Genomic DNA, 22942 nt, shown 5'->3' with positions numbered 1-22942 from the left:
GTGCAATCGTAATTCCGTTGCGTTTTCGATTAACAGAAACCAGCCTGCTTTAACAATTGGTAGGCTTGAATAACAGCGCGAAAACGCTCTTCAGAGCCACGATCTCCGCCATTCGCATCCGGATGGTGTTTTTTTACAAGTTCCTTGTAGCGGCTCTTGATCTCCGTCGATGACGAACTTGCGCCAAGCCCCAGCGTATCAAAGGCCTTTGCTTCCAGGGTTTTCAGCTTGCGCGCGCGCGGCTGTCGCGACTTGGGAGTACCATTCTGCGCCACGAAGCCGAACGGATCCTTCATGCGCGTATGGGCCGCAGAGGAAGCAAAGCGCGCATCCGCCTTTGAATGCAGCGGACTATCGCGCGATTCCTTGTTCACACCAACGGTCCAGGTGGGGCGATGGCCTGTAATCGCTTCTTTTTGATACCGAGCGATCTCACCATCGGAAAGGCCGGAAAAGTAGTTGTAGCCCTTGTTGTATTCTTTCACGTGCTGGAAGCAGAAGAGAAAGAATTGTCCTTCAGCGTTGCGCCCGACAGGAGCGCGGTGAGCGCCCGGCCGTTCGCAACCGTCCCATTGGCAGGTCGGAGCGGCCGTTGCGGCTTCGGGCTTCGCCTTACGTTTTGTGCGAATGCCGTCGAAATATTTCGAGTCTAGTTTCATTGTGCAATTATGGTGCTTTGCTCATGTGTCTACAAGAATTGACAAATCAGTTTTCTAGCGGCTTTGTGAACCGTTTTAGCCGGAGGCAAATCAATGACCGTTAAAACGCGTATCGAAGACAAGCTGAATGCGGCCTTCGAGCCAGAACGTCTGATCGTCCTCAATGAGAGTTCTCATCATGCCGGGCATCAGCCAGACATGACCGGTGAAGGTGAAACGCATATGCGTGTCCGTATTGTGTCACCGGCCTTCACCAAATTGACGCGTGTGGCGCGACACCGCGCCATTACCGATCTGCTGAAGCTAGAATTCGACGCCGGGCTCCATGCATTGGCCATTGAAGCTGCAGCCCCCGGAGAGCCTACGCGCTGGTAAAAGCGTATCGTCCCCGCCACCGGTTATGCAGTCTTCGTCACTTCATCGATCGGACGGATCCTCAATTTGGTGATCCGGTTCTTTTCGCGCTTCATAACGATGAAGCGCTTTCCATAAAAAGTGAAGGCCTGGCGTTCTTCGGGTATGGATTTTGATTCGTGAATGACGAGGCCAGCGATCGTGGTTGCCTCCTCGTCCGGCAGATTCCAGTCGAGCGCTCGGTTGATATCTCGGATCGGAACAGTCCCGTCGACTACGATCGAACCGTCGGCTTCCTGTCGAACGCCTTGAATATCGATGTCGTGCTCATCGGCGATATCCCCGACGATTTCCTCAAGGATATCCTCAAGCGTTACAATGCCCTGCACTTCTCCATATTCATCCACGACGATGGCAAAGTGAACCTTGCGGCGCAGGAAGGCGTTCAACTGATCCTTCAGATTGGTCGTGTCTGGGACGAACCAGGGCTTTTGGGCAATCTTGGCGATGTCAATTGTCGAGGGATCCAGATCCGGTTCTGCAAGCACCCTCAGCAGATCCTTTGCATGGATCACGCCAATGATGTTTTCCATCGAACCACGCCAGAGTGGCATGCGTGTATAAGGACTTTCAAGAACCGCGCGTACCGCCGTCTCTGGGGGATCGTCCGCACTGATGCCCCGCATCGAGGTACGGTGGATCATCACATCGGACACTTCGAGCTCACCAAGATCGAGAACGCCGCCCAGACGATCGCGGTCGGCCTTGATCACCGATCCTTCACGATGGAGCAGATCCACCGCCCCGCGCAACTCTTCCTGCGCCGACAGCATGGATGTCTCTTTCGAGAGATTGAGACCGAACATCCCGAGCAATAGGCGCACGACCAGATTGACCCCTGAGGAAAGTGGCCCCACAACAAGAACAAAAATTCGAACAAACGGCGAGACGAAAAGAGCGAAACGCTCTGGCGAGGAGATCGCCCAGCTCTTTGGCAACACTTCAGCAAACACGACCAGAAGGGCTGTCATAACCAGCGTCGCGATAGCAACGCCTGAATCCCCAAACAGCGCAAGGAAAAGGCTCGTCGTCAGTGATGATGCCAGAATGTTGACGAGATTGTTGCCAATCAGCAGTGCACCAATCAAACGGTCCTGCCTGCCGATAAGTTTGTTCACCACGCCGGCGCGCAAGTCACCGTTGTTTTCCATCGAATACATGCGGGCGCGCGAGACGGCCGTCAGCGCTGTTTCGGAACCCGAGAAAAAAGCAGAAGCACCGATAAGGCCCAAAATCGCCAGGATCAGCAGCCAGTTCTCAGACAGGATCGTGGTCATGGCATCTATGTTCATTTCGGGTGTTTTTCCTCCAGGAAACTCAAGACTTCTGACGCGGGAACATCGTCAGCCACAAATGACTGCCCGATCCCATGGGTCAGGATAAATGTCAGCTTGCCGCCCTTGACCTTCTTGTCTTGGGCAATTGCCTCCATCAACATATCGGGTGGCGGTAGCTCGCCTTCAATATCATTCATTCGTGTTGGCAGTCCAACAGCCTTCAGATGGGCTTCCACGCGCGCCGCATCATCCGGGCTCGCCAAATTGAGGCGTGAGGAAAACTGGTGCGCCAGCACCATTCCAATCGAAACCCCTTCGCCATGCACCAGTCGCCGGCTGTCATAGCCGGTTGCAGCCTCGAGAGCATGGCCGAACGTGTGGCCGAGATTGAGAAGCGCGCGCCGTCCGTTTTCCCGCTCGTCTGCTGCAACGACATTGGCCTTGGCCTGACAGCTTGTGGCAATTGCTTCGACCCGGGCAGCACCGCCGGCAAAAACGTCACGCCAATTGGTCTCGAGCCAGGAAAAGAATTCCGGATTGTCGATCAAGCCATATTTGGCAACTTCCGCATATCCGGCCCGCAATTCCCGTTGGCTCAGCGTCTCAAGGACATCGGTATCGACAAGCACCAGATCAGGTTGATTGAAAACCCCGATCAGGTTTTTGCCCTGACGGGCATTAATGCCTGTCTTGCCGCCGACGGACGAATCGACCTGGGATAAAAGCGATGTCGGGATCTGCACGAATCTGACACCACGCCGAACGATACCGGCGGCAAATCCCGTAAGGTCACCGATCACGCCACCGCCAAGCGCAATCACCGTGTCATTGCGCTCAATCCGTGCCTCCAGAAGCACGTCGCAGACGCGGGTCAGGTTGTCAAAGCTCTTGGTTTTCTCGCCAGGCGGCAATATCAGTGAGGTCGCATCGATACCGTCTGCTTCCAGACTGTCCATGAGACCCTCAAGATAGATCGCTCCGACATTTTCGTCGGTAACAATCGCCGCCTTACGGCCCTTGATCCGGGTGGAAATTTCCCCGCCGGCGCGCTTGATAACCCCAGAACCGATCAAAATATCATAGGAACGCTCGCCAAGCGGTACATGCACGACCCGTTCGGCAGTATCAATATCAGTCATCATTCACACTTTCGGAAGACACAGCCAGTCCTTGATAGGCAGCAAGAAGATCGATTACCTCCCGCACAATCAGCTCTTTTCGAACATCACGCGAATGAACAGTGATATCGGCAAGGGCGTAGACGGGGTATCTCTGGTCCATCAAATTGGCGAGCGTCTGCTTTGGGTTTTCGGTTTTAAGCAGCGGCCTGTGGTCGCGCTTGTTAACGCGCTCCCACAATACATCGAGGTCCGCCTTCAGCCACAACGAAATTCCGCCGCGCTCTATCTGCCTGCGCGTCCTGTCGTTGATGAAGGCGCCACCGCCCGTCGAGATAACACGCGGACCCGATTTGAGCAGACGTTTGATAACCCGGGTCTCAAGCGCTCGAAACTCATGCTCACCATAAGCGGCAAACAACTCGCTGATGGTCATGCGCGAGACCCGCTCGATTTCCGCATCGGTATCGACAAAGGGCAATCCAAGCTGTTGCGCCACCATTCGGCCAATAGCCGATTTGCCCGCCCCCATAAGCCCCACGAACACAATGTCGCGCCGGCCCAGGGCAGTTCGCACCTTGGCGGCAATAGTGGGTGCGGCAGTGATAGTTGGATCGGTCATCGGTCCCGTTCGCAATTCTTTTACAACGGTATTGATATTTAAGATCGCGACGTCAAGCCAACCGGCCAAAAACCGGGCAAAGCACACCCAACTTGTCGTTTCCCATGTGGATCACGATATGAGGTGACAAACTGAGACCCGAAAGATGGATCGATGCCAACACTGCTCCGCTTCCTGTTTTTTTGCGCAACGGTCGCTGCAATCATCTATGGTGCCATGCTGGCGCTGGTCGTTTTCGTTGAACCACACGAGCGCGACATCGTTGTTCGTGTGCCGGCTGAACGCATGAACCCGCCAGAACAATGAGAGATACCGTTGCCCGATCTCAGCCAAGCCCGTATTGAAGCCTTCCTGGAGATGATGAGCGCTGAACGCGGCGCGGCAGGCAACACGCTCACCTCTTATGAGAGAGACCTCGCCGATCTCCACGATTTCCTGACCTCTCGAAAAGTACTGCTTGTGCAGGCAGCATCAGGCGATCTGTCCGCCTATCTGGCAGATCTCTCCAGGCGCGGCTTTCAGGCATCGTCTCAAGCACGCCGCCTGTCGGCCATGCGTCAGTTTTACAAGTTTCTCTATGCCGAAGGGCTGCGCACAGACGACCCGACCGGAATCTTGGATGCGCCAAAGAAGGGGCGCCCTCTTCCAAAGACCATGAGCATTGAGGATGTAGACCGGCTCCTCAACCTTGCGGCAGAAGAGGCGAAGCAGGATGACGGTGGCAATTTGGGCAGGCTACGGCTTCATGCGCTCATGGAATTGCTCTATGCCACGGGAATGCGAGTCAGCGAACTTGTATCGCTGCCAGCCAAGGTTCTGGACATCAAGGAGCAATTTCTTGTGGTCAAAGGCAAGGGCAACAAGGAACGGCTGGTTCCGCTTTCAGGCGCGGCCACCCGAGCGCTTGCTGCATACGGCCACGTGTTGAAAGCCACAGCGCCCGACACATCTTTGGAAAACCGTTGGCTATTCCCATCCGCGAGCAAGGAAGGCTATTTGCCCCGTCAGGTCTTTGCCCGCGAATTGAAGGCACTTGCCGCACGCGCCGGTTTACGGGTTTCTGCCATCTCCCCTCATGTTTTGCGCCATGCCTTTGCAAGTCATCTTCTGGAAAACGGCGCGGACCTGCGTGTCGTTCAGGAATTGCTGGGTCACAGCGACATTTCGACCACGCAAATCTACACTCACGTGCTGGAAGAGCGGTTGCGTCAGCTGGTCGAAACACATCACCCTCTTGCAAAACAGGTCAAAAGAGGGGATTAGGACCGGAAAACCCGGTACTCGGGCCCTCGATAACGGGGGCGAAACGATCGGAAACGGAATTTATGCAAAATTATCTCGACTTCGAAAAACCAATCTCTGATCTCGAAGGCAAGATCCGCGAGTTGAAGAAAATCGCAAGCGAAGACGAAAGCATCGATACCTCCGAGGAAATCGAGCGCTTGGAAGGTCGCGTCCGCGAAGCTATGGAAGATATCTATTCCAAGCTGAATGCCTGGCAGAAAACCCAGGTCGCGCGCCATCCTCAGCGTCCGCATTTTGTCGACTTTTCAAAGCAACTCTTTACTGAGTTCACACCGCTTGCCGGCGATCGGAAGTTCTCCGAGGACGCCGCGATCCAGGCAGGTCTTGCACGTTTTCGCGGACAGCCCGTCGCCGTGATCGGCCAGGAGAAGGGCAACGACACCAAGTCGCGCCTGAAGCACAATTTCGGCAGCCCTCGCCCTGAAGGCTATCGCAAAGCCGTTCGCGTGATGGAAATGGCCGACCGCTTCGGTCTTCCCGTGGTCACCCTTGTTGATACGGCGGGCGCTTATCCCGGCGTCGGTGCTGAAGAACGTGGCCAGGCAGAAGCAATCGCGCGCTCCACGGAAATGTGTCTTTCGCTCAAGGTTCCGATGATCTCAGTCGTCATCGGCGAAGGGGGATCTGGGGGCGCTATCGCCATTGCCACCGGCAACCGGGTCTATATGCTGGAACATGCAATCTACTCGGTGATCTCGCCGGAAGGTGCAGCCTCCATTCTCTGGCGCGACTCCACCCGTGCCAAGGAAGCGGCGACCAACATGAAGATCACGGCAGAAGATCTAAAGTCATTGGGCGTGATTGACGGCATCATCCCAGAGCCACTCGGCGGCGCCCATCGCGATCCGGACAGTGTGATCGGCCGCACCGGAGAGGTGATTGCCAATGCGCTCAAGGATCTCGGACAGTTGTCCGGCGATGCCGTGAGAGCAGACCGCAGGAAGAAATTCCTCGAGATTGGTCGCAACCTCTAGGGTCACACGGGCTGCGGTCACAATCTTGCTACTATTTTCTGCCGAAAAGTGTCGGCAGAAGGCTGTTTTATCAGCGATAGTTAACATGTTGTGAAGATCATGGGTTTACCATCGACTCAAACCGGCTATGCATGAATCTTCCGATAGCCTTTTCGACAAGAGTTCAGCGGAATGCATGTGAAATCGACAGCAATCGTCCTGTTCCTTGCCGTTGCCACCCTGGCCGGGTGCAACGACACGCTGGATAGTTTCGATCCATCGAAGATCAGCAACAAGGTCGAACAGCCGCTTCCATCTAAAATTCTGGCCGCCATGAAGGCCAAAGGCATGGAACGCAATTCGCCGATCATGATCCGTGTCTTCAAGGAAGAAGGCGTTCTGGAAATCTGGAAGGCCAAGACCAACAACCGGTTCGACAAGATTGCCGAATATGAAATCTGTGCATGGTCGGGCAAGCTTGGACCCAAGGTGAAAGAAGGCGATCGTCAGGCTCCGGAAGGCTACTATCCGCTCACGCCCTATCACCTCAACCCAAATTCAAAGTATTTTCTGGCAATCAATACCGGCTATCCAAACCGTTTCGATCAGGCCAATGGCCGCACAGGAAGCAACCTGATGATCCACGGCGCCTGCTCGTCGTCTGGCTGCTATTCGATGACTGACGCCCAGATCATGGAAATCTACGCGTTCGCGCGCGACGCTTTCAAGGGTGGCCAGCAGACGGTACAGCTCCAGGCTTTCCCGTTCAGGATGACTGCCGAAAACATGGCCCGCCATCGGCTGAGTCCGCATTACGACTTCTGGAAAATGCTGAAAGTCGGCTACGATAATTTCGAAGTGACCAAACGTCCGCCGGAAGTGGCGGTGTGTGGCCGGCAATATGTCTTCAACCAGCAAGTCGAAGGCAATGCTACTGTGAATGCAGCCGCCGCTTGTCCCCCCATGTCCACCCCACCGGCACTGGCATCTGCGCTTGCATCCTACAACGTCTCCTATGAACGCGATTACGCAAAGGCGCTGAACAAATACAAGGGTAAGGCATGGGTCGATCCAAGCGAAGCCGAGCGCAAGGCACTGGTCGCCGCAAAGCGCAAGGCAAAAGCCAGCGACCTCGCCTATGCACCCACAGGCTCAGCGCTGAAAGCTGGCCGCCTGGTCAGCATCGACGAGTTTGAGGCAATGAGCAGCGACCAACCTGCGGCAACGCAGACGCCACCTGTTCCAGCAGCAACCGCACAATCAGCGCCAGCCAGTCCTGCGGTGGCCCCGACCACAACGGCAACCGTGCCAGTGCCAGTTCCCAATCCTCAGACTGAAGCTGCAGAACAACCGGCAGCCAGGAAACCTTTCTGGAAGCTGTGGTCCAGTCAGTGAGCTCTGAGGAGTTGATCGTCGTCGACCTTAAGGGGCTGAAATGTCCCCTCCCGGTCATGAAGACACGAAAGCGGCTGGAGAAGCTGCCACGCGGCACGACAATTGCTGTCGAAACGACCGATCCTCTGGCAGGTATCGATATTCCCCATTTCTGCCGCGAAGACGGCCATGGCCTCCTCGAGAGCGTAAAGACCGTCGATGGCCACCGCTTCATCATCCGCAAGGCGTGACAAGCCGGATAGACGCAGCTACATCTTCATGCCCGGGATCGCCAGCGGATTATCCTCCAGCGCTGCCCGGTCAGGCCTGTCAATCGATGGCTTGCCGGCGAACGTGTCGAACAGTTCCCGCACATAATCCTCGGGCAGATTCTGGGTAATTAGTACCAGCCGCGTCCGTTTGTCCTTCGGGTCAGGCCATTCAGGCAGGCGTTCGGGGCGGTGAAAGATCGACTGAACTCCATGCAGCACCAGCGGCCGTTCGGGATTGTCGGTCAGACCGACAATGGCCTTCATGCGCAATAGCTTCTCGCCATGCGCAGAGCGTAGCAGATCCATGAACATCTCAAGTGCCGCCGGATCGATGGGCTGGTCATGTATGATCGAAAAGGATCGGATATTTTCACCGTGGCGATTAATGTCATGGTGGTGGTGCCCATGGTCGTGGTGGTGGTGGTGGTGGTGACCATCATGATGATGGTGGCTATGCGCGTCGCCGGTTTCTGCCCGCAGCCAGCGCGCAACATCAGCCGTCTTCGTCTGCGGATCGTAAAGCCCGTTGTCGAAAATCGAAGCGAGCCCGGCTTCCTCGCTATCGCCGTCAACAATCGGCGCATGCGGGTTAAGTTCGCGCAGGCGTTCACGAAGTGTAGCGACGGTTGCCGCGTCGCTCATACTGTTTTTGGACAGGATTAGCCGGTCCGCCACGGCCACCTGTTTGACGGCTTCGGAAAACCGCTCGAGATTGGAAACCCCGTTAACGGCATCCACCAAAGTGACCACGCCTTCCAGTTCGAAAGTTTCGCCAATTACGGGATGCCCCATGACCGACTGCATGACCGGTGCAGGATCGGCAAGCCCTGTGGTCTCGATGACGACACGAGTCAGCTTCTTCAAGCCAGCGGTCTGCATCGCATCGGCAAGCATGGCCAGCGTATCGACAAGCGCGCCGCGCACGGTGCAACAAAGGCAACCGTCCGAGAGCTCGATAATGGCTTCATCCGACGCCGTGACCAGCAAATGATCGATGCCGACCTCACCAAATTCATTGATGATGATCGCCGCATCCCGCATCGCAGGATCTTTGAGAATACGGTTCAGCAGCGTGGATTTTCCAGCGCCGAGAAAGCCGGTAATGATGGAAACAGGCACGCGGTCACGCCGTGCAGCCATGGGAGTTCTCCCTTATGGTTATGGATAACGACTTTTAGAATGTTGGTCGCGGAATGGGGATCGGAACATTGGCGATCTCAGGCTTGCCCGCGGATGCAGCAGCGCCGCTCCCGGCAAGGAGACCGGCAAAGACGGTCCGTGGCGGATGGTTCATTTCCTGAATATAGGGAGAATGCACCACCATGCGGCCTTCCTCGTCGCGCCCTTCGCTGCGTTCGGCGCGGGCCTTCGGATTACAGATCTGCGCACTGATATCGGCGACAGCATCGCGGCCGGCCCCATAAGGTGCCAGCGACTGCAGCGGCACGCCGCCGGCAGAGGTCGTCAGGCCCTTTTGCAGCAGTTCGGCAGAAAGGTCCGCGCGTTCGCCAAGACTATCTGCTCCGAGCACAACGGAGATCACAGTGCGTCCGCGCCGCGTCGCCGATGACACCTGATTGAAGCCGGAGGCGCAGATGTAACCGGTTTTCATGCCATCCGCGCCGTCGAAACGCCCGATCAGCAGATTGTAGTTGGGATAACTGCGCTTGCCAGTGTTGATACCCTCCAGCGAAAAATAGCCGGCATATTGCGGAAATTCGCGACGAATGGCCATTGCCAGCACGGCAAGGTCCCGCGCTGTCGTATACTGGCCACTGCCCGGCAATCCGTTGGGATTGACGAAGCGAGACGAACGCATGCCGAGCCTTGCGGCCTCACCGTTCATACGCCCGACGAAATTATCGAGAGATCCGCCAACCGTCTCGGCAATGGCCACCGCCACGTCGTTGGCAGATTTCACCAGCATGATCTTCAGAGCACTGTCGAGCGTCATCTGCGAGCCGGGCTTGAAATACATCTTGCTCGCCGGTTGCGCGGACGCTTTCTGGCTCATAGTCACAATCGTATCCAGCCCCACCTGGCGCTGCTTGATGGCGCGGAACACCGTATAGGCCGTCATGAGCTTGGTGAGCGATGCAGGATACCATTTGCGAAAGGCATCCTCATGCTCGATCACCCGTCCGCTGTTGACATCGATCACCATCTTCGGATTGGCATAAGCGGCAAGGGGTGCGCCGGTGGCGATCAGAACCGCAATTGTGCCGCTGATCAACAGACGGCCGATGGACGGTAAAGATCTCATCTTATTGCCTTGCACGAATGGTCCTCCCGCTTCAGGATATGGAAATTGCAAACCGCTCTTAGCATGTCCAACGCGGATGGAATGGCAAAGGCGGTGAATTAGGTCAATTATGGAGCGGACAATCTGTCATTCAACCGCTAAATTACACATCTCTGTCATCTACAGGACTTTCATTCATGCCCATATTGAATCGCGCCGCTGAATTGCAGGCCGAACTGACCCAATGGCGTCACCATCTCCACCAAAATCCGGAAATTCTCTACGAGGTGCATAACACCGCAGCCTTTGTCGAGGAAAAGCTCAAGGAATTCGGTGTTGACGAGGTTGTCACTGGTCTCGGGCGGACGGGCGTCGTCGGTGTCATTCACGGTCGGGCACCGGGAAATCGCGCAATCGGTCTGCGCGCGGACATGGACGCTCTGCCGCTTGAGGAAATGACCGGCAAGCCCTGGGCATCCAAGACTGCGGGCCGAATGCACGCCTGCGGACATGACGGCCACACATCCATGCTGCTTGGCGCCGCAAAATATCTGGCCGAGACTCGCAATTTCAACGGCAAGGTCATCGTCATCTTCCAGCCTGCAGAAGAAGGCGGACGTGGCGCGCTTGCCATGGTCGAAGATGGTTTGATGGAGCAGTTCGGCATCGAGGAAGTCTACGGCATGCACAATATGCCGGGCATGCCGGTGGGTACCTTTGCCATCAGGAAGGGCGGCATCATGGCGGCACCCGACAAGTTCAACATCCTGGTAAAGGGCAGAGGCGGCCACGGGGCAGAACCGCACAACACGGTCGACCCTATTGTCATCGGATCGCAGATCGTCGGCGCGCTGCAGGTCATTGCCGCGCGCAATGCCAATCCGCTGCGTTCTGTCGTTGTTTCGGTCACCACCTTCCATGCCGGCACCGCGCACAACATCATTCCCGAAGATGCTCACCTCGGAGGCACCGTCCGTTCGCTGGATGAAAAAGTGCGCAGCCTGGCCGAGAAGCGTATTGGCGAGATCGCCCATGGGATTGCAGCCGCCAACGGCGCAGAGATCGTATTCGAATATGAACGCGCATGCCCGGTAACGGTGAACCATCCGGACGAGACAGATCACGCGGCAAAGGCGGCAATCAACGTCGTCGGCCCATCAAACGTCAACACCGAAGTGGATGCCTCCATGGCCGGTGAAGACTTCGCCTTCATGCTCCAGGCGCGACCGGGCGCCTATATCATGATCGGCAACGGCGACACTGCAGGCCTGCACAATCAGGCCTATGACTTCAACGACGCAGCAATTGCCTATGGCGTCTCCTATTGGGTGAAGCTTGCCGAGCAACGACTGACGGATTGAGCAGCAGGCGCAGTGGGTGCCGAATTGTTTTTTCACCCATGAGGCTTGGCTTGCCGCTTCTGCTTTTGTAAGGATGTCGCCAAGTGGTCCCGTAGCTCAGCAGGATAGAGCACCAGATTCCTAATCTGGGGGTCACGCGTTCGAATCGCGTCGGGATCACCATTTCTCACTAGGCTTGAAATTGAGGCGACACTTCAGTCGGCAGGCACCTGTAGCGCACGCAAGGCATTGAAGATGACCGCTACATCGATCAACTCCTGGAGCAACGCACCCTGCACGGGCGGCAGATAGCCGAGCGCTGCAAAGATCATGGCCACCTGTGAAAGACCGATCCCCGCGACAACACTCTGCCGGGCGATCATCTTCGTACGCGATGCAACCCGCAATCCGGCGGCAAGACGACCGAGATCGTCAACAAGCAGGACGGCATCGGCAGCTTCCGACGATGCCGCTGAACCATGTGCCCCCATCGCAATGCCGACATCCGCAGCAGCGAGCGCCGGAGCATCATTGACACCGTCTCCGACCATCATCACCGGTCCCTCGCGTCGGGCTTCCAGAACGATCTCGACCTTGCGAGCCGGCGTCAGATCTCCGTGAATGCTGGTGATGCCAAGCACCTCGCCCACTGACCGCGTCACATCCTCCCGGTCGCCCGACGCCAATATGATGCGCTCGATCCCTGCCTTGTGAAGCGCCGCAATCACCGACTTTGCTTCCGGCCTCGGCATGTCGGACAAAAGCAGGACACCTGCGGGCTTGCCGTCAAGTGCGACGGCAACCACGGCCGTTCCCAAAGGTCTGTTCGCGGCCAATGCCCGGAAATTGCTACCCTCGCAATTCATTTCAACGAAATCGCTTCCGCCAACGACAAGCTGATGACCGTCAACGGATCCGGCAATGCCATTTCCCGGCGTCTCCGTTGCCGAAGCTGGCGAATCAAGCACGAGGCCCAGACGGCTGGCGGCCCGCACGAGCATGACAGCGCTTGGATGATTGGATGCCTGGTCAAGCGATGCGGCAAGGCGCGTCATCTCTTGCGGGTCTATGCCGGGCATCACCCGGGTCTCCACAATGCCTGCCTCACCGCTGGTCAACGTGCCGGTCTTGTCCATGACCGCAATACGGACACTGGCCAGCGCTTCCAGCGCGCCGCCTGTCTTGACCAGCAGACCAAGCGAGGCGAGCCGGGACATTCCCGATATGACAGCGACCGGCACGGCAAGGATCAAAGGGCAAGGTGTGGCAACGACCAGCACAGAGAGGGCCCTCAGTTCGTCGCCGGACCAGTACCAGGCAGCGGAAGCAACCAGTAATGTTGCGACCAGAAACCAGATTGCATAGCGGTCTGCCAGCCTCATGATCGGAGCGCGGCTCGCCTGGGCACCCTCCACCAGTCGCACGATATTGGCATAGGTACTGGCTGCAGCAGGCCTCGTAACGACGAGATCGAAGGCCGCACCCACGGACACACCACCGCTGGCTATGTCGTCACGCGCATTGAAGCGAACAGGCAGAGGCTCACCTGTGAGGGCTGACATATCGATATCGGCACGATCACCGGAAAGCGTTCCATCGACGGGGATCACCTCACCCTGGCGAACCAGAACCTTGTCGCCGGGCACGAGGCTGTCGATTGAAACTTCAATAAGCCGATCATCGTCATAACGCATGGCCACATGTGGAACCCGACCGAGAAGACCAGTCATTTCCCGGCGCGCCCTGCCCTCGGCAAAACTCTCCAGCTGCTGTCCACCGGCATACATCAGTGCAACGATGATCGCTGCGAGCGGCTCGCCAAACACCAAGGCTGCAGAGATGGACAGCCCTGCGATGATATCAACGCCAAACCGGCCCTGAACCAGCGAACGAACCACTTCAAATGTGAGGGCTGCAAGGACGAGTGCAGCACCGCCAAACCAGAGCCTCTCGGCAAAAACCGCACGATCAGCCAGGTAGAAGGCAATGCCAGCGCCCAGCGCAAGAAATGTCAGGCCGGCGAGTGCCAGCCACAGGTGACGTAAGAAAACGTCGCTTACAGACATCGGCCATCTTTCAAAGCCGTGGAACCGTGCCCAAGCCTGAGACGACATTGCGTGCTAAACGTGGAGGGCACGACTTGCGACATGGCTATCAACGTTCCACTCTCGTGCCTGTCATGAACCAAGGGTTGCTGACCGGCTATTTCCCTTGTAGACGCATCTACAACTTAAGCAATTGCCGGATCTCATGAAGTTGACCGCCAACAATCCACCGCGCCGTCTCAGCGTTTTCGGCTCGACCGGCTCGATCGGTGTGAACACGCTCGATGTGATCGATCACCTGGGCGGCAGCGATCAGTTCGAGGTCATGGCCGTCACCGGTCATGCCAATATCGAGCTTCTGGCAGAGCAGGCAAGAACGACAGGCGCGAGACTCGCGGTGACTGCAGACGAGAGCCAGTATATGGCGCTGAAGGATGCGTTGTCGGGAACGAAAACCGATGTCGCAGCGGGAAAAAGCGGTCTGAAGGAAGCAGCCGAACTCGACGCAGAATGGGTCATGGCCGCAATCGTTGGAACCGCCGGTCTTGCGCCGACCCTTGCGGCCGCTGCCCGTGGCGCCACCATCGCGCTTGCCAACAAGGAATGCCTTGTCTCCGGTGGAGATCTGTTTGTCGACGCCGTGAAAGCTGGCGGTGGCAAACTCATCCCCGTAGACAGCGAACACAGCGCAATCTTTCAGTGCCTTGACAATAATCAGCGCCACGCACTGGAACGAATTATCCTGACAGCGTCCGGCGGCCCATTTCGCGCCTACACCCGCGAACAGATGCGGGATGTGACCGTCCAGTCGGCACGCACGCACCCCAACTGGTCCATGGGGCTCAAAATATCTGTCGGCAGCGCCTCCATGTTCAACAAGGCGTTGGAGATGATCGAAGCCAAACATCTCTTCGGGGTGACGTCCGATCAGATCGAGGTGGTCGTTCATCCGCAATCGATCATTCACTCCATGGTGGGCTATGCAGATGGCTCTGTTCTCGCCCAGCTTGGCGCCCCGGACATGCGCACCGCCATCGGTTATGCGCTAACCTATCCAAGCCGCCCCGGCCTTCCGGTGGAGCGATTGGACTTTACAAAACTTTCCCGCCTGGATTTCGAAGCGCCGGACGAGGATCGCTTCCCGGCACTGCGCCTTGCACGCGTCGCCATGGAGCGTGGCGGCTTGCAAGGGGCAATCATGAATGCGGCAGAGGAAACCGCCTTCGATGCCTTCGTCACTGGCGATATCGGCTTTCTCGACATGGCCGGCATCGCCGAGAAGGTCATGGAAGCGATGGTGGGCCATCCACCGGCATCATCGATCGATGATGTCTACAAAACGGACGAAGAAGCCCGTCACCGGGCAAGCGGTTTCATCAAGCATATATGAAAAAACCGCCTGACAAGCAGGCGGTTTTCGAAAACGTCAATGATTGGCGATGCCTCAGGCAACTGCGCGCGCAAGCGCACATTGCGACCACAGCGAATGAAGAGCGCTGACGAGCTGATCCATATCCGCATCGCTATGCAACGGCGTCGGCGTAATGCGCAAACGCTCGGTCTTGCGCGGCACAGTCGGATAATTGATCGGCTGCACATAGACATTGAAATTGTCGAGCAGGATGTCCGAGATCCATTTGCACTTGGCCGCATCTCCAACCATCACCGGAACGATGTGGCTTGGATTGTCCATATGCGGGATGCCGCGTGAATCCAGCAGCGAACGCAGCCGACGGACACGTTCCTGATGGGCGAAACGCTCGATCTGGCTTGTCTTCAGGTGCTGAATCGAGGCCACCGCGCCCGCAGCCAGTGCCGGCGGCAATGCGGTGGTGAAGATGAAGCCGGATGCAAAGGAACGGACAAAGTCGCAAAGCGCGGTTGAGGCAGTGATATAACCGCCCATGACACCAAACGCCTTGCCGAGCGTTCCCTCGATAACAGTGACACGGTCCATCAATCCTTCGCGCTCAGCAATACCGCCGCCGCGCGGACCATACATGCCAACGGCATGCACTTCGTCCAGATAGGTCATGGCACCATATTTGTCAGCGAGATCGCAGATCTCCTTGATTGGCGCAATGTCGCCATCCATCGAATAGACGGATTCAAACGCGATCATCTTCGGTGCCTTGGGATCAGCGGCAGCAAGCTTTGCTTCCAGATCTTTCAGGTCATTGTGCTTCCAGATGACGCGATCGCATTTTGCATAGCGAATGCCCTCGATCATCGAAGCGTGGTTCAAAGCATCGGAAAATATGATGAGGCCCGGGATCTTCTGGCCGAGCGTACCGAGCGCTGCCCAGTTGGAGACATAACCGGACGTGAAGATCAGTGCCGATTCCTTACCATGCAGATCGGCCAATTCGCGCTCGAGAAGAACGTGATGGTGGTTGGTGCCAGAAATATTCCGGGTGCCTCCCGCACCCGCGCCACAGTGATCAATCGTTGCTTTCATCGCCTCGATCACTTGCGGGTTCTGCCCCATGCCGAGATAGTCGTTGGAACACCAAACGGTCACATCGTGCGAACCATCTTCAGTATAACGCGTCGCGCGGGGAAAATTCCCCTTCTGGCGCTCAAGTTCAGCGAACACCCGGTAGCGGCCTTCGTCGTGAAGACCATCCAGTTCGCTCTTGAAAAACGCTTCGAAATCCATTGCCAAACTCCAGCTAAGGCGTTCCTTTTGGGATCACCCGCGCGCGCGGTCAACCCCTTCCAGATGGAATCGCTCTAAAGTGCGACAAATGGTACAAATTTTCGCGACTTCCATTTTGACTACTAGCTTATGCGAATCACCTTAAATTTGACTTGCATCAAGCGGAAGTGAAAAAGGGCAGCTGCGCCGCCCTTTTTCCGCCAGTTTGCTCAGACAACAGCCCTAGGCCGCCATTACAGCGCGTCTTGCCATAACTTTGATTAGGTTTGCGCGATATTCGGCGCTGGCATGCATGTCAGCCATAAGGTTTGATGGATCGACGGAAATCGATGAAAGCACATCCGCCGACCATTGCGAGGAAAGCGCTGCTTCCATTTCCGAAACACGAAACACCCCTTCCGATCCCGCCCCGGTGACAGCAACCCTGACGTTCCCGCCAGCCTTGGCCACGAACACACCGGTCATCGCGAATCGGGATGCGGGATTGGCAAATTTCGCATAACCCGCCTTATCCGGTGCCTCGAAGGTGATCGCCGTGATGATTTCACCCTCTTCCAGGGCCGTATCGAACAGTCCTTCGAAGAAGTCATCAGCGGCGATCTGCCGCTGATTGGTGACCAGCGTTGCACCAAGGCCCAGAACCGCAGCTGGATAGTCCGCGGCGGGGTCATTGTTGGCAAGAGAGCCGCCAATGGTTCCCATATGCCGTACATGCGGATCACCGATCAGGCTTGCGAGATCGCAGATCGCTGGACAGGCGGCACGAAGTTCTGCCGATGCCGCGACCTCCGCATGGGTGGTGGCAGCGCCGATGGTCACACGGCGCCCTTCGACCTTGATACCCTTCATCGAATCGACATGTCGTAGATCGACAAGGTCACTAGGCTCCGCCAAACGTTGCTTCATTGTGGCGATCAAGGTCTGACCGCCGGCGAGATATTTCGCATCTTCGGAGCCCGATAGCAGCCTGGCTGCATCTTCAACCGATGATGGACGGTGATAGCTAGTTGCATACATTGTCCCGTCCTCCCCTCAATTTCTTGCCTGGATTGCGTTCCACACCGCAAGCGGCGTGGCTGGCATGTTGAGCGCATTGGTGCCGATCGCGTCTGTAATGGCATTGATCAGCGCCGGCGGTGAGCCGATGGCACCCGCCTCCCCGCACCCCTTGATGCCGAGCGGATTGCCGGGACAAGGCGTGCATTGATGGGAAACCTCGAAGGACGGCAGATCATCCGCTCTCGGCATGGCGTAGTCCATGAAACTGGCCGTCAATAGCTGGCCGGTCCGCGGATCGTAGCGAACCCCTTCCAGCATGGCCTGGCCAATCCCTTGAGCGATCCCGCCATGAACCTGCCCTTCGACGATCATGGGGTTGATGATGTTGCCGAAATCATCTGCCGCAACAAACTGGACGATCTCTGTCTTGCCCGTCTCCGGATCAACTTCGACCTCGCAGATGTAGCACCCGGCAGGGAAAGTGAAGTTGGTCGGATCGTAGAACGCCCCTTCCTTCAAACCTGGCTCCATGCCGGCCGGGAGATTGTGGGCGGTATAGGCAGCCAGTGCCACCTGGAACCACGGGAGAGACTTGTCGGTGCCGGCGACCTTCAACTCGCCATTTTCGATGACGATATCGCTTTCGTCGGCTTCCATAAGATGCGCTGCAATCTTCTTGGCTTTCGCCTCGACCTTGTCCAGCGCCTTGACGATGGCGGACATACCGACAGCACCTGAGCGCGAGCCATAGGTCCCCATCCCCATCTGTACTTTGTCGGTATCCCCATGAACGATGGAAATACTGTCCAGAGGCACACCAATCCGTTCGGCCACCAACTGGGCAAATGTGGTTTCATGCCCCTGGCCATGGCTATGCGAACCTGTCAGCACTTCGACAGTACCAACCGCGTTGACACGGACCTCCGCTGATTCCCACAGCCCCACACCGGCACCGAGCGAACCAACCGCCTGTGACGGCGCAATACCGCAGGCTTCGATGTAGCAGCTCATGCCGATGCCGCGCTTTTTGCCGCGCTTTTCAGCCTCTTCCCGCCGGCTGGCAAACCCGTTCCAGTCGGCAGCAGACATCGCAGCATTGAGAGAGGCTTCGTAATCACCCGCGTCATAATTCATGATCACAGGCGTTTGGTAGGGGAAGCTGCGGATGAAGTTTTGCCGTCTGAGTTCCGCCGGTGACACGCCCAGTTCACGCGCAGCCGTTTCGACCGTTCGCTCAAGGAGATATGTCGCCTCCGGACGGCCCGCGCCGCGATAGGCATCCACCGGAACCGTATTGGTGTAGACTGTGCGCACATTGCAATGAATGGCCGGAATTTCATACTGTCCTGAAAGTAGCGTGGCATAGAGATATGTCGGCACCGACGAGGAGAACAGCGACATATAGGCGCCCAGATTGGCGACAGTATCGACCTTCAAGGCGATCATGCGGTTGTCTTTATCAAAACCCATCTTCACCTTGGAAACGTGATCGCGACCATGGGCATCGGTAAGAAAGGCTTCCGTGCGATCAGATGTCCATTTGACCGGCACGCCGGTTTTCATCGATGCCCAGAGACAGACGATTTCTTCCGGATAGATGTAGATCTTCGATCCGAAACCGCCGCCGACATCCGGCGCAATGACGCGCAGCTTGTTTTCCGGCGCGACATTGTAGAAGGCACTCATTACCAACCGTGCCACATGCGGGTTCTGGCTGGTGGTATAGCAGGTGTAGTGGTCTTCCGCGGAATCATAGATGCCAAGCGTCGCACGGGGCTCCATGGGGTTCGGGGACAGACGGTTATTGTGGATCTCGATCTCGGTGATGTGCGCGGCTTCCGAAAGAGCCTTGTCGGTTGCGCTACCGTCCCCGATCTCCCAGTCATAGATCAGATTGTTTGGTGCTTCCGGATGGATCTGCGGCGCGCCGCTTTCCATGGCCGAAATAGCGTCGGTCACCACCGGCAACTCTTCATAGTCAATGGAGACAACTTCACCGGCGTCGCGCGCTTGGCCAACGCTGTCGGCAATGACGATGGCAACCGCATCGCCGACATAGCGAACAGTGTCATGCGCGAGCGGCCGCCATGCACCCATATTCATCGGCGAGCCATCTTTGGAGTGGATCATCCATCCACAGATGAGATTGCCGATGCCATCCGCCAGAAGCTGCTTGCCTTCCAGAACGTCGATGACGCCGGGCATGGCCTTGGCAGCCGAAAGATCGATGCTCTTGATCTTGGCATGCGCATAGGGAGACCGCACGAAATAGGCATATTTCATGCCCGCAACACTCATATCGTCGGTATAACGGCCCTTGCCGGTTAGAAAACGCTTATCTTCCTTGCGCGCCACACGCGCGCCGATTCCTTCAACACCCATTGTCTTCTCCTCCAGAGAAACAGGATTTAGGCTTGTGACAGTGGGCAGCGTGAGGCGGGATGGCTGCGCAGATGCGACGATGCCAACCGCGTTCAACTGCCGGCTGGCTTATTCGGCAGCCTGACGGCTATTGGACATCTCGGCATTGGCGGCAAGAATGGCCTTAACGATATTGTGATAACCGGTGCATCGACAGATATTGCCTTCGAGCTCTCGGCGCACGGTCGCTTCATCGAGGTTGCCACCGTGGCGATCAATCATATCGACTGCTGCCATAACCATGCCGGGTGTGCAGAAACCGCATTGTAAGCCGTGATGCTCCTTGAAGGCGGCCTGGACCGGATGCAGCTCTCCGGAACCGGCTAAGCCTTCGATCGTCGTGATCGTGGAACCGGAAGCCTGAACCGCCAGAATGGAACAGCTCTTCACGGACTTTCCATCCATATGAACAACACAGGCGCCGCATTGTGTGGTATCGCAACCCACATGCGTGCCGGTCAGAGCTAGATTTTCCCTGATGAATTGAACAAGCAGCGTGCGGTCCTCGCAGTCGCCACTCACTGTCCGGCCATTCACCGTCAGCGTTACTTTCGTCATTATGTTCCTCCTCGTGTCTCTCCCTGACACAGAGGCATCATTTGACTTTTTGATCCCGGGATCAACATGAAGTTTTAGGCATTGTCGCTAATTAGTTCCCGCACCGCAGCAAATTGCGGGGCAACACGCATCACATCGAGACAAAAAAACGGACAATTCGACCACGCTCAAATGTGTGCGTGGACTTTCACGTTTTCGACGATATGCTTAAATATACAGGAGGAGCCTTGCTGGAAAAGCAGGCAAGCACTGAATGATAAAACCTCTCAATGGTTTCGCTTAACAGGAGAAGAGTTATGAAGATAGTTCTGGCGCTCGTCTTGACGGGCTTGCTTGCGGCAAGCTGCACGCAGACGGAAAAGGGCGCATCCATTGGCGCCGCATCTGGCGCCGTCATCGGCGGCCTTGCGACAGGCAATGTCCGTGGTGCCGCAGTTGGCGCAGCGATCGGCGGCGTTGCCGGTGCTGTACTCGGTCGCGTTTCCGAGCAGCCGGGTCAATGCTACTACCGCGACCGCTACGGTCGTCGCTACATCGACTCTTGCCCACGCGGCTACTGATCGAACGACTGAGGAGCACTGGTGCGCAACCCAGTGCTCCTGAGCATCGACACAATATGTTAGCGAAAGTCGGGATATCCTGCCGGTGCGGTTTCGTATAAGATAAAATCTTAGCTAACCCGGTTGCCGGACCGACGACTGTTGCGACGGAAGAAACTACTGCGCATGCCGATTTTATCGACACAGCCGAATATCAGTACAGCGTTTCGGAAAGCAGGCACCGTCTTGACGGTCGCAGCAATTGCTGCAGCTTTTCCCGCCCACACGCCGAATGCATACGCGTTCGAGCTTTTCGGCATCCATATTTTCGGTGACGACAAGAAGGAAGAGCAGGTCATCAATCCTGTTTCATTCACCCTGACCTTCGAAACGGGAACAACCGACAGCAAGCTGCAGGAAGCGCTGGAGAACACATCGCTCCTGTACCAGAACTCTGACGAACCCGTATCAGGAGACCTTGGTCTTGTTATCCGCGCGCGCGACGACCGTGATCGCTTGATTGCAGCGCTCTACGAAAACGCGCGCTATGGCGGTGTGGTCAATGTCGCCGTCAACGGCATACCGGTCGACCAGCTGCCGCCCAATCCAGACTTCTCCGGCAACAGGCCTGTTCCCGTTACGGTCAAGATTGAACCTGGCCCGACCTTCACATTGGGCAAGATCAGCCTGGTGGATGATGCCGCTTCCCTTGACCCGGAAAACTATGACCTCGTCTCGGGCGGGGCCGCCGGATCGCTCGTCATCCTGAAAGCTGCCGAACAGATCGTCACCGATCTGAAGCAACAGGGCCGACCTCTGGCGCAAATAACAAGCCGCGATGTCATTGCAAATCACGACACACAAACGGTCGATGTCATGATTGCTGCAGACAGCGGCCCACAGGCACCACTTGGCGTCATCACTGTGTCCGGCAGCAAGGCTGTCAATGCCGCGTTCATCGAGCGTTACTCTCGCTTGAGGCAAGGCCAAACCTATTCTCCGCAGAAGCTCAACAAGGCATCAGAGCGGCTGCGCAAGCTCGGCGTCTTTTCGAGCGTCAACCTGAAGCAGGCTGACCGACTGTCACCTGAGGGTGAATTGCCGATCGAGATTGCTGTTTCAGAAGGCAAGCAACGCTATTTCGGCGTCGGCGCCACGGTTTCCAGCATCGACGGCTTCGGTATCCAGGGTTATTGGGGCCACAGGAATCTCTTCGGTCAGGCCGAAGCACTCCGCATCGAAGGCTCGGTGGACAGGCTCGGCAATACCACGGAACTTGGTGATCTCGACTATTCGGCCGGCATCACGTTCACAAAACCCGGGGCCTTCTTTCCGGCTGCAACGTTGAGCGCCAGCGTCAAGGCTTCGACAGCCAACACAACTTCTTACGATCTGACAGCGGTCACAGCGCAGACATCGCTCGCCTATGAACTTACCGATGTCGATACGGTGTCAGGTGGCGTCTCTCTACGCTGGTCAGACATTGATGACGCATTCGGCTCGAATGATTATCTAACCTTTTCAACCCCTTTCGAATATGTGCGCGACACCCGAGACAGCACACTTGATCCGACAGAAGGCTACCGCGCCTCGATATCGGCAACTCCAAGCTACGAGATCAATGGCGGCGCTTTATTCTCGTCCTTCGAGGGGTCTATCGCCGGCTATCAATCGCTGGGCGCAGAAGATCGACTTGTTCTCGCGGGCAAGCTGGATGCGGGGACCCTGATAGGCGGCGATACCCTCGCAGCCATTCCCGCAGATCGCCGTTTCTTTGCCGGTGGGGGCGGATCGGTTCGCGGATATGCGTTTGAGGAAATCTCCCCTTACAATGGGGCCGGCGACGCAACCGGCGGGCGATCTTATGCTTTGGCGTCGTTTGAAGCCCGCATCAAGGTGACAGATTCGATTGGTATCGTCCCTTTTGTTGACGCCGGCAGCGTGACTGCCTCAAATATCCCTGATTTCTCAGATATTCGCCTCGGTGCGGGCATAGGCTTGCGCTATGCTACACCCTTCGGACCGATCCGGCTCGACGTTGCAATGCCTCTCAATCCTTATGACGGCGGCAGCAAATACGGGATCTATGCCGGCATAGGCCAGAGCTTTTAGGCCAATCAGCAGCGAACGAGCGAAGAGACTCAG

At 56.8% G+C, this 22942-nt stretch carries 21 protein-coding genes and 1 tRNA gene; 11 read left to right on the top strand and 11 right to left on the bottom strand.

The window, feature by feature from the left end; all coding sequences use genetic code 11:
• Positions 1-29: 29 nt before the first annotated feature.
• Entirely contained in the window at positions 30-659 is a 630-nt protein-coding gene (locus ACQQ2Q_RS16725; RefSeq protein WP_428188238.1) for a J domain-containing protein, read from the bottom strand.
• 93 nt (positions 660-752) lie between these two features.
• Here ACQQ2Q_RS16725 and ACQQ2Q_RS16720 point away from each other — a divergent pair, with 93 nt between their 5' ends.
• Entirely contained in the window at positions 753-1034 is a 282-nt protein-coding gene (locus ACQQ2Q_RS16720; RefSeq protein ID WP_428188237.1) for a BolA family protein, read from the top strand.
• 23 nt (positions 1035-1057) lie between these two features.
• Here ACQQ2Q_RS16720 and ACQQ2Q_RS16715 read toward each other — a convergent pair whose 3' ends face one another.
• The 3 genes from ACQQ2Q_RS16715 to ACQQ2Q_RS16705 are packed head-to-tail and all read right to left on the bottom strand — an operon-like array spanning position 1058 to position 4090.
• Entirely contained in the window at positions 1058-2350 is a 1293-nt protein-coding gene (locus ACQQ2Q_RS16715; protein ID WP_428188323.1) for an HlyC/CorC family transporter, read from the bottom strand.
• A gap of 11 nt (positions 2351-2361) precedes the next feature.
• Positions 2362-3489 (bottom strand): 3-dehydroquinate synthase, encoded by a 1128-nt coding sequence (aroB, locus tag ACQQ2Q_RS16710; RefSeq protein ID WP_428188322.1) that lies wholly within the window; start codon positions 3487-3489, stop codon positions 2362-2364.
• Positions 3482-4090 carry a shikimate kinase gene (locus tag ACQQ2Q_RS16705; protein WP_428188236.1) on the bottom strand — a complete coding sequence of 203 codons (609 nt, stop codon included), beginning with the start codon at positions 4088-4090 and terminating at the stop codon, positions 3482-3484. The genes aroB and ACQQ2Q_RS16705 overlap by 8 nt, the downstream gene beginning before the upstream one ends.
• 153 nt (positions 4091-4243) lie before the next feature.
• Here ACQQ2Q_RS16705 and ACQQ2Q_RS16700 point away from each other — a divergent pair, with 153 nt between their 5' ends.
• The 5 genes from ACQQ2Q_RS16700 (at position 4244) to ACQQ2Q_RS16680 (ending at position 7973) form a co-directional block, all read left to right on the top strand.
• Positions 4244-4396 carry a hypothetical protein gene (locus tag ACQQ2Q_RS16700; RefSeq protein ID WP_428188235.1) on the top strand — a complete coding sequence of 51 codons (153 nt, stop codon included), beginning with the start codon at positions 4244-4246 and terminating at the stop codon, positions 4394-4396.
• 9 nt (positions 4397-4405) lie between these two features.
• Positions 4406-5353, top strand: coding sequence for a site-specific tyrosine recombinase XerD (gene xerD, locus ACQQ2Q_RS16695; RefSeq protein WP_428188234.1), 948 nt, complete (start codon positions 4406-4408; stop codon positions 5351-5353).
• A 62-nt stretch (positions 5354-5415) separates the two neighbouring features.
• Positions 5416-6369: an acetyl-CoA carboxylase carboxyltransferase subunit alpha gene (locus ACQQ2Q_RS16690; RefSeq protein WP_428188233.1), complete on the top strand. Its 954-nt coding sequence runs from the start codon at positions 5416-5418 to the stop codon at positions 6367-6369.
• A 171-nt stretch (positions 6370-6540) separates the two neighbouring features.
• Complete coding sequence (locus tag ACQQ2Q_RS16685; protein ID WP_428188232.1) at positions 6541-7743, top strand: L,D-transpeptidase family protein; 1203 nt, start codon at positions 6541-6543, stop codon at positions 7741-7743.
• Positions 7740-7973 carry a sulfurtransferase TusA family protein gene (locus tag ACQQ2Q_RS16680; protein ID WP_428188321.1) on the top strand — a complete coding sequence of 78 codons (234 nt, stop codon included), beginning with the start codon at positions 7740-7742 and terminating at the stop codon, positions 7971-7973. The genes ACQQ2Q_RS16685 and ACQQ2Q_RS16680 overlap by 4 nt, the downstream gene beginning before the upstream one ends.
• 18 nt (positions 7974-7991) lie before the next feature.
• Here ACQQ2Q_RS16680 and ACQQ2Q_RS16675 read toward each other — a convergent pair whose 3' ends face one another.
• On the bottom strand, positions 7992-9134 hold the full coding sequence (locus ACQQ2Q_RS16675; protein WP_428188231.1) for a CobW family GTP-binding protein: 1143 nt from the start codon (positions 9132-9134) through the stop codon (positions 7992-7994).
• Between the two features lie 34 nt (positions 9135-9168).
• Positions 9169-10257 (bottom strand): D-alanyl-D-alanine carboxypeptidase family protein, encoded by a 1089-nt coding sequence (locus ACQQ2Q_RS16670; RefSeq protein WP_428188230.1) that lies wholly within the window; start codon positions 10255-10257, stop codon positions 9169-9171.
• A gap of 176 nt (positions 10258-10433) precedes the next feature.
• On the opposite strand from ACQQ2Q_RS16670, the gene ACQQ2Q_RS16665 reads away from it, so the two are divergent.
• Together ACQQ2Q_RS16665 and ACQQ2Q_RS16660 are read left to right on the top strand one after the other, a co-directional pair.
• Positions 10434-11597 carry a M20 aminoacylase family protein gene (locus ACQQ2Q_RS16665; protein WP_428188229.1) on the top strand — a complete coding sequence of 388 codons (1164 nt, stop codon included), beginning with the start codon at positions 10434-10436 and terminating at the stop codon, positions 11595-11597.
• A gap of 85 nt (positions 11598-11682) precedes the next feature.
• Positions 11683-11759, top strand: a tRNA-Arg gene (locus ACQQ2Q_RS16660).
• Positions 11760-11791: 32 nt separating this feature from the next.
• Here the strand turns inward: ACQQ2Q_RS16660 and ACQQ2Q_RS16655 are convergent.
• Positions 11792-13642: a heavy metal translocating P-type ATPase gene (locus ACQQ2Q_RS16655; protein ID WP_428188228.1), complete on the bottom strand. Its 1851-nt coding sequence runs from the start codon at positions 13640-13642 to the stop codon at positions 11792-11794.
• 184 nt (positions 13643-13826) lie between these two features.
• Here ACQQ2Q_RS16655 and dxr point away from each other — a divergent pair, with 184 nt between their 5' ends.
• A complete protein-coding gene (dxr, locus tag ACQQ2Q_RS16650; RefSeq protein WP_428188227.1) occupies positions 13827-15011 on the top strand; it encodes a 1-deoxy-D-xylulose-5-phosphate reductoisomerase in 1185 nt (394 codons plus the stop codon).
• A 54-nt stretch (positions 15012-15065) separates the two neighbouring features.
• On the opposite strand, the gene hemA is transcribed toward dxr, so the two are convergent.
• The 4 genes from hemA to ACQQ2Q_RS16630 form a co-directional block, all read right to left on the bottom strand.
• Positions 15066-16280, bottom strand: coding sequence for a 5-aminolevulinate synthase (gene hemA / locus ACQQ2Q_RS16645; protein WP_428188226.1), 1215 nt, complete (start codon positions 16278-16280; stop codon positions 15066-15068).
• A gap of 222 nt (positions 16281-16502) precedes the next feature.
• Positions 16503-17297: an FAD binding domain-containing protein gene (locus tag ACQQ2Q_RS16640; RefSeq protein WP_428188225.1), complete on the bottom strand. Its 795-nt coding sequence runs from the start codon at positions 17295-17297 to the stop codon at positions 16503-16505.
• Between the two features lie 15 nt (positions 17298-17312).
• Entirely contained in the window at positions 17313-19661 is a 2349-nt protein-coding gene (locus ACQQ2Q_RS16635; protein WP_428188224.1) for a xanthine dehydrogenase family protein molybdopterin-binding subunit, read from the bottom strand.
• A 108-nt stretch (positions 19662-19769) separates the two neighbouring features.
• The gene (locus ACQQ2Q_RS16630; protein WP_428188223.1) at positions 19770-20258 is read right to left on the bottom strand and encodes a (2Fe-2S)-binding protein; all 489 of its coding nucleotides are present in this window, start codon (positions 20256-20258) and stop codon (positions 19770-19772) included.
• Positions 20259-20554: 296 nt separating this feature from the next.
• On the opposite strand from ACQQ2Q_RS16630, the gene ACQQ2Q_RS16625 reads away from it, so the two are divergent.
• Together ACQQ2Q_RS16625 and ACQQ2Q_RS16620 are read left to right on the top strand one after the other, a co-directional pair.
• Positions 20555-20818, top strand: a complete 264-nt coding sequence (locus ACQQ2Q_RS16625) for a YMGG-like glycine zipper-containing protein (RefSeq protein ID WP_428188222.1) — start codon at positions 20555-20557, stop codon at positions 20816-20818.
• A gap of 165 nt (positions 20819-20983) precedes the next feature.
• Positions 20984-22909 (top strand): autotransporter assembly complex protein TamA, encoded by a 1926-nt coding sequence (locus ACQQ2Q_RS16620; protein WP_428188221.1) that lies wholly within the window; start codon positions 20984-20986, stop codon positions 22907-22909.
• Positions 22910-22942 lie beyond the last annotated feature (33 nt).

This window comes from Agrobacterium sp. ES01, from assembly GCF_050320885.1.
Lineage (GTDB): Bacteria > Pseudomonadota > Alphaproteobacteria > Rhizobiales > Rhizobiaceae > Allorhizobium.
Note: the sequence above shows the minus strand (reverse complement) of the source record. Positions and strands in the feature narration are given on the sequence as shown.

Bases quoted from the DNA above. Each gene is read 5' to 3' on its own strand.
- ACQQ2Q_RS16640 (WP_428188225.1), bottom strand. From the start codon at position 17,297: ATGTATGCAACTAGCTATCACCGTCCATCATCGGTTGAAGATGCAGCC.
- ACQQ2Q_RS16635 (WP_428188224.1), bottom strand. From the start codon at position 19,661: ATGGGTGTTGAAGGAATCGGCGCGCGTGTGGCGCGCAAGGAAGATAAG.
- ACQQ2Q_RS16670 (WP_428188230.1), bottom strand. From the start codon at position 10,257: ATGAGATCTTTACCGTCCATCGGCCGTCTGTTGATCAGCGGCACAATT.
- ACQQ2Q_RS16690 (WP_428188233.1), top strand. From the start codon at position 5,416: ATGCAAAATTATCTCGACTTCGAAAAACCAATCTCTGATCTCGAAGGC.
- ACQQ2Q_RS16665 (WP_428188229.1), top strand. From the start codon at position 10,434: ATGCCCATATTGAATCGCGCCGCTGAATTGCAGGCCGAACTGACCCAA.
- ACQQ2Q_RS16720 (WP_428188237.1), top strand. From the start codon at position 753: ATGACCGTTAAAACGCGTATCGAAGACAAGCTGAATGCGGCCTTCGAG.
- ACQQ2Q_RS16685 (WP_428188232.1), top strand. From the start codon at position 6,541: ATGCATGTGAAATCGACAGCAATCGTCCTGTTCCTTGCCGTTGCCACC.
- ACQQ2Q_RS16630 (WP_428188223.1), bottom strand. From the start codon at position 20,258: ATGACGAAAGTAACGCTGACGGTGAATGGCCGGACAGTGAGTGGCGAC.
- ACQQ2Q_RS16715 (WP_428188323.1), bottom strand. From the start codon at position 2,350: ATGACCACGATCCTGTCTGAGAACTGGCTGCTGATCCTGGCGATTTTG.
- ACQQ2Q_RS16620 (WP_428188221.1), top strand. From the start codon at position 20,984: ATGCCGATTTTATCGACACAGCCGAATATCAGTACAGCGTTTCGGAAA.
- hemA (WP_428188226.1), bottom strand. From the start codon at position 16,280: ATGGATTTCGAAGCGTTTTTCAAGAGCGAACTGGATGGTCTTCACGAC.
- ACQQ2Q_RS16705 (WP_428188236.1), bottom strand. From the start codon at position 4,090: ATGACCGATCCAACTATCACTGCCGCACCCACTATTGCCGCCAAGGTG.
- ACQQ2Q_RS16700 (WP_428188235.1), top strand. From the start codon at position 4,244: ATGCCAACACTGCTCCGCTTCCTGTTTTTTTGCGCAACGGTCGCTGCA.
- ACQQ2Q_RS16725 (WP_428188238.1), bottom strand. From the start codon at position 659: ATGAAACTAGACTCGAAATATTTCGACGGCATTCGCACAAAACGTAAG.
- ACQQ2Q_RS16655 (WP_428188228.1), bottom strand. From the start codon at position 13,642: ATGTCTGTAAGCGACGTTTTCTTACGTCACCTGTGGCTGGCACTCGCC.
- ACQQ2Q_RS16625 (WP_428188222.1), top strand. From the start codon at position 20,555: ATGAAGATAGTTCTGGCGCTCGTCTTGACGGGCTTGCTTGCGGCAAGC.
- aroB (WP_428188322.1), bottom strand. From the start codon at position 3,489: ATGACTGATATTGATACTGCCGAACGGGTCGTGCATGTACCGCTTGGC.
- dxr (WP_428188227.1), top strand. From the start codon at position 13,827: ATGAAGTTGACCGCCAACAATCCACCGCGCCGTCTCAGCGTTTTCGGC.
- ACQQ2Q_RS16675 (WP_428188231.1), bottom strand. From the start codon at position 9,134: ATGGCTGCACGGCGTGACCGCGTGCCTGTTTCCATCATTACCGGCTTT.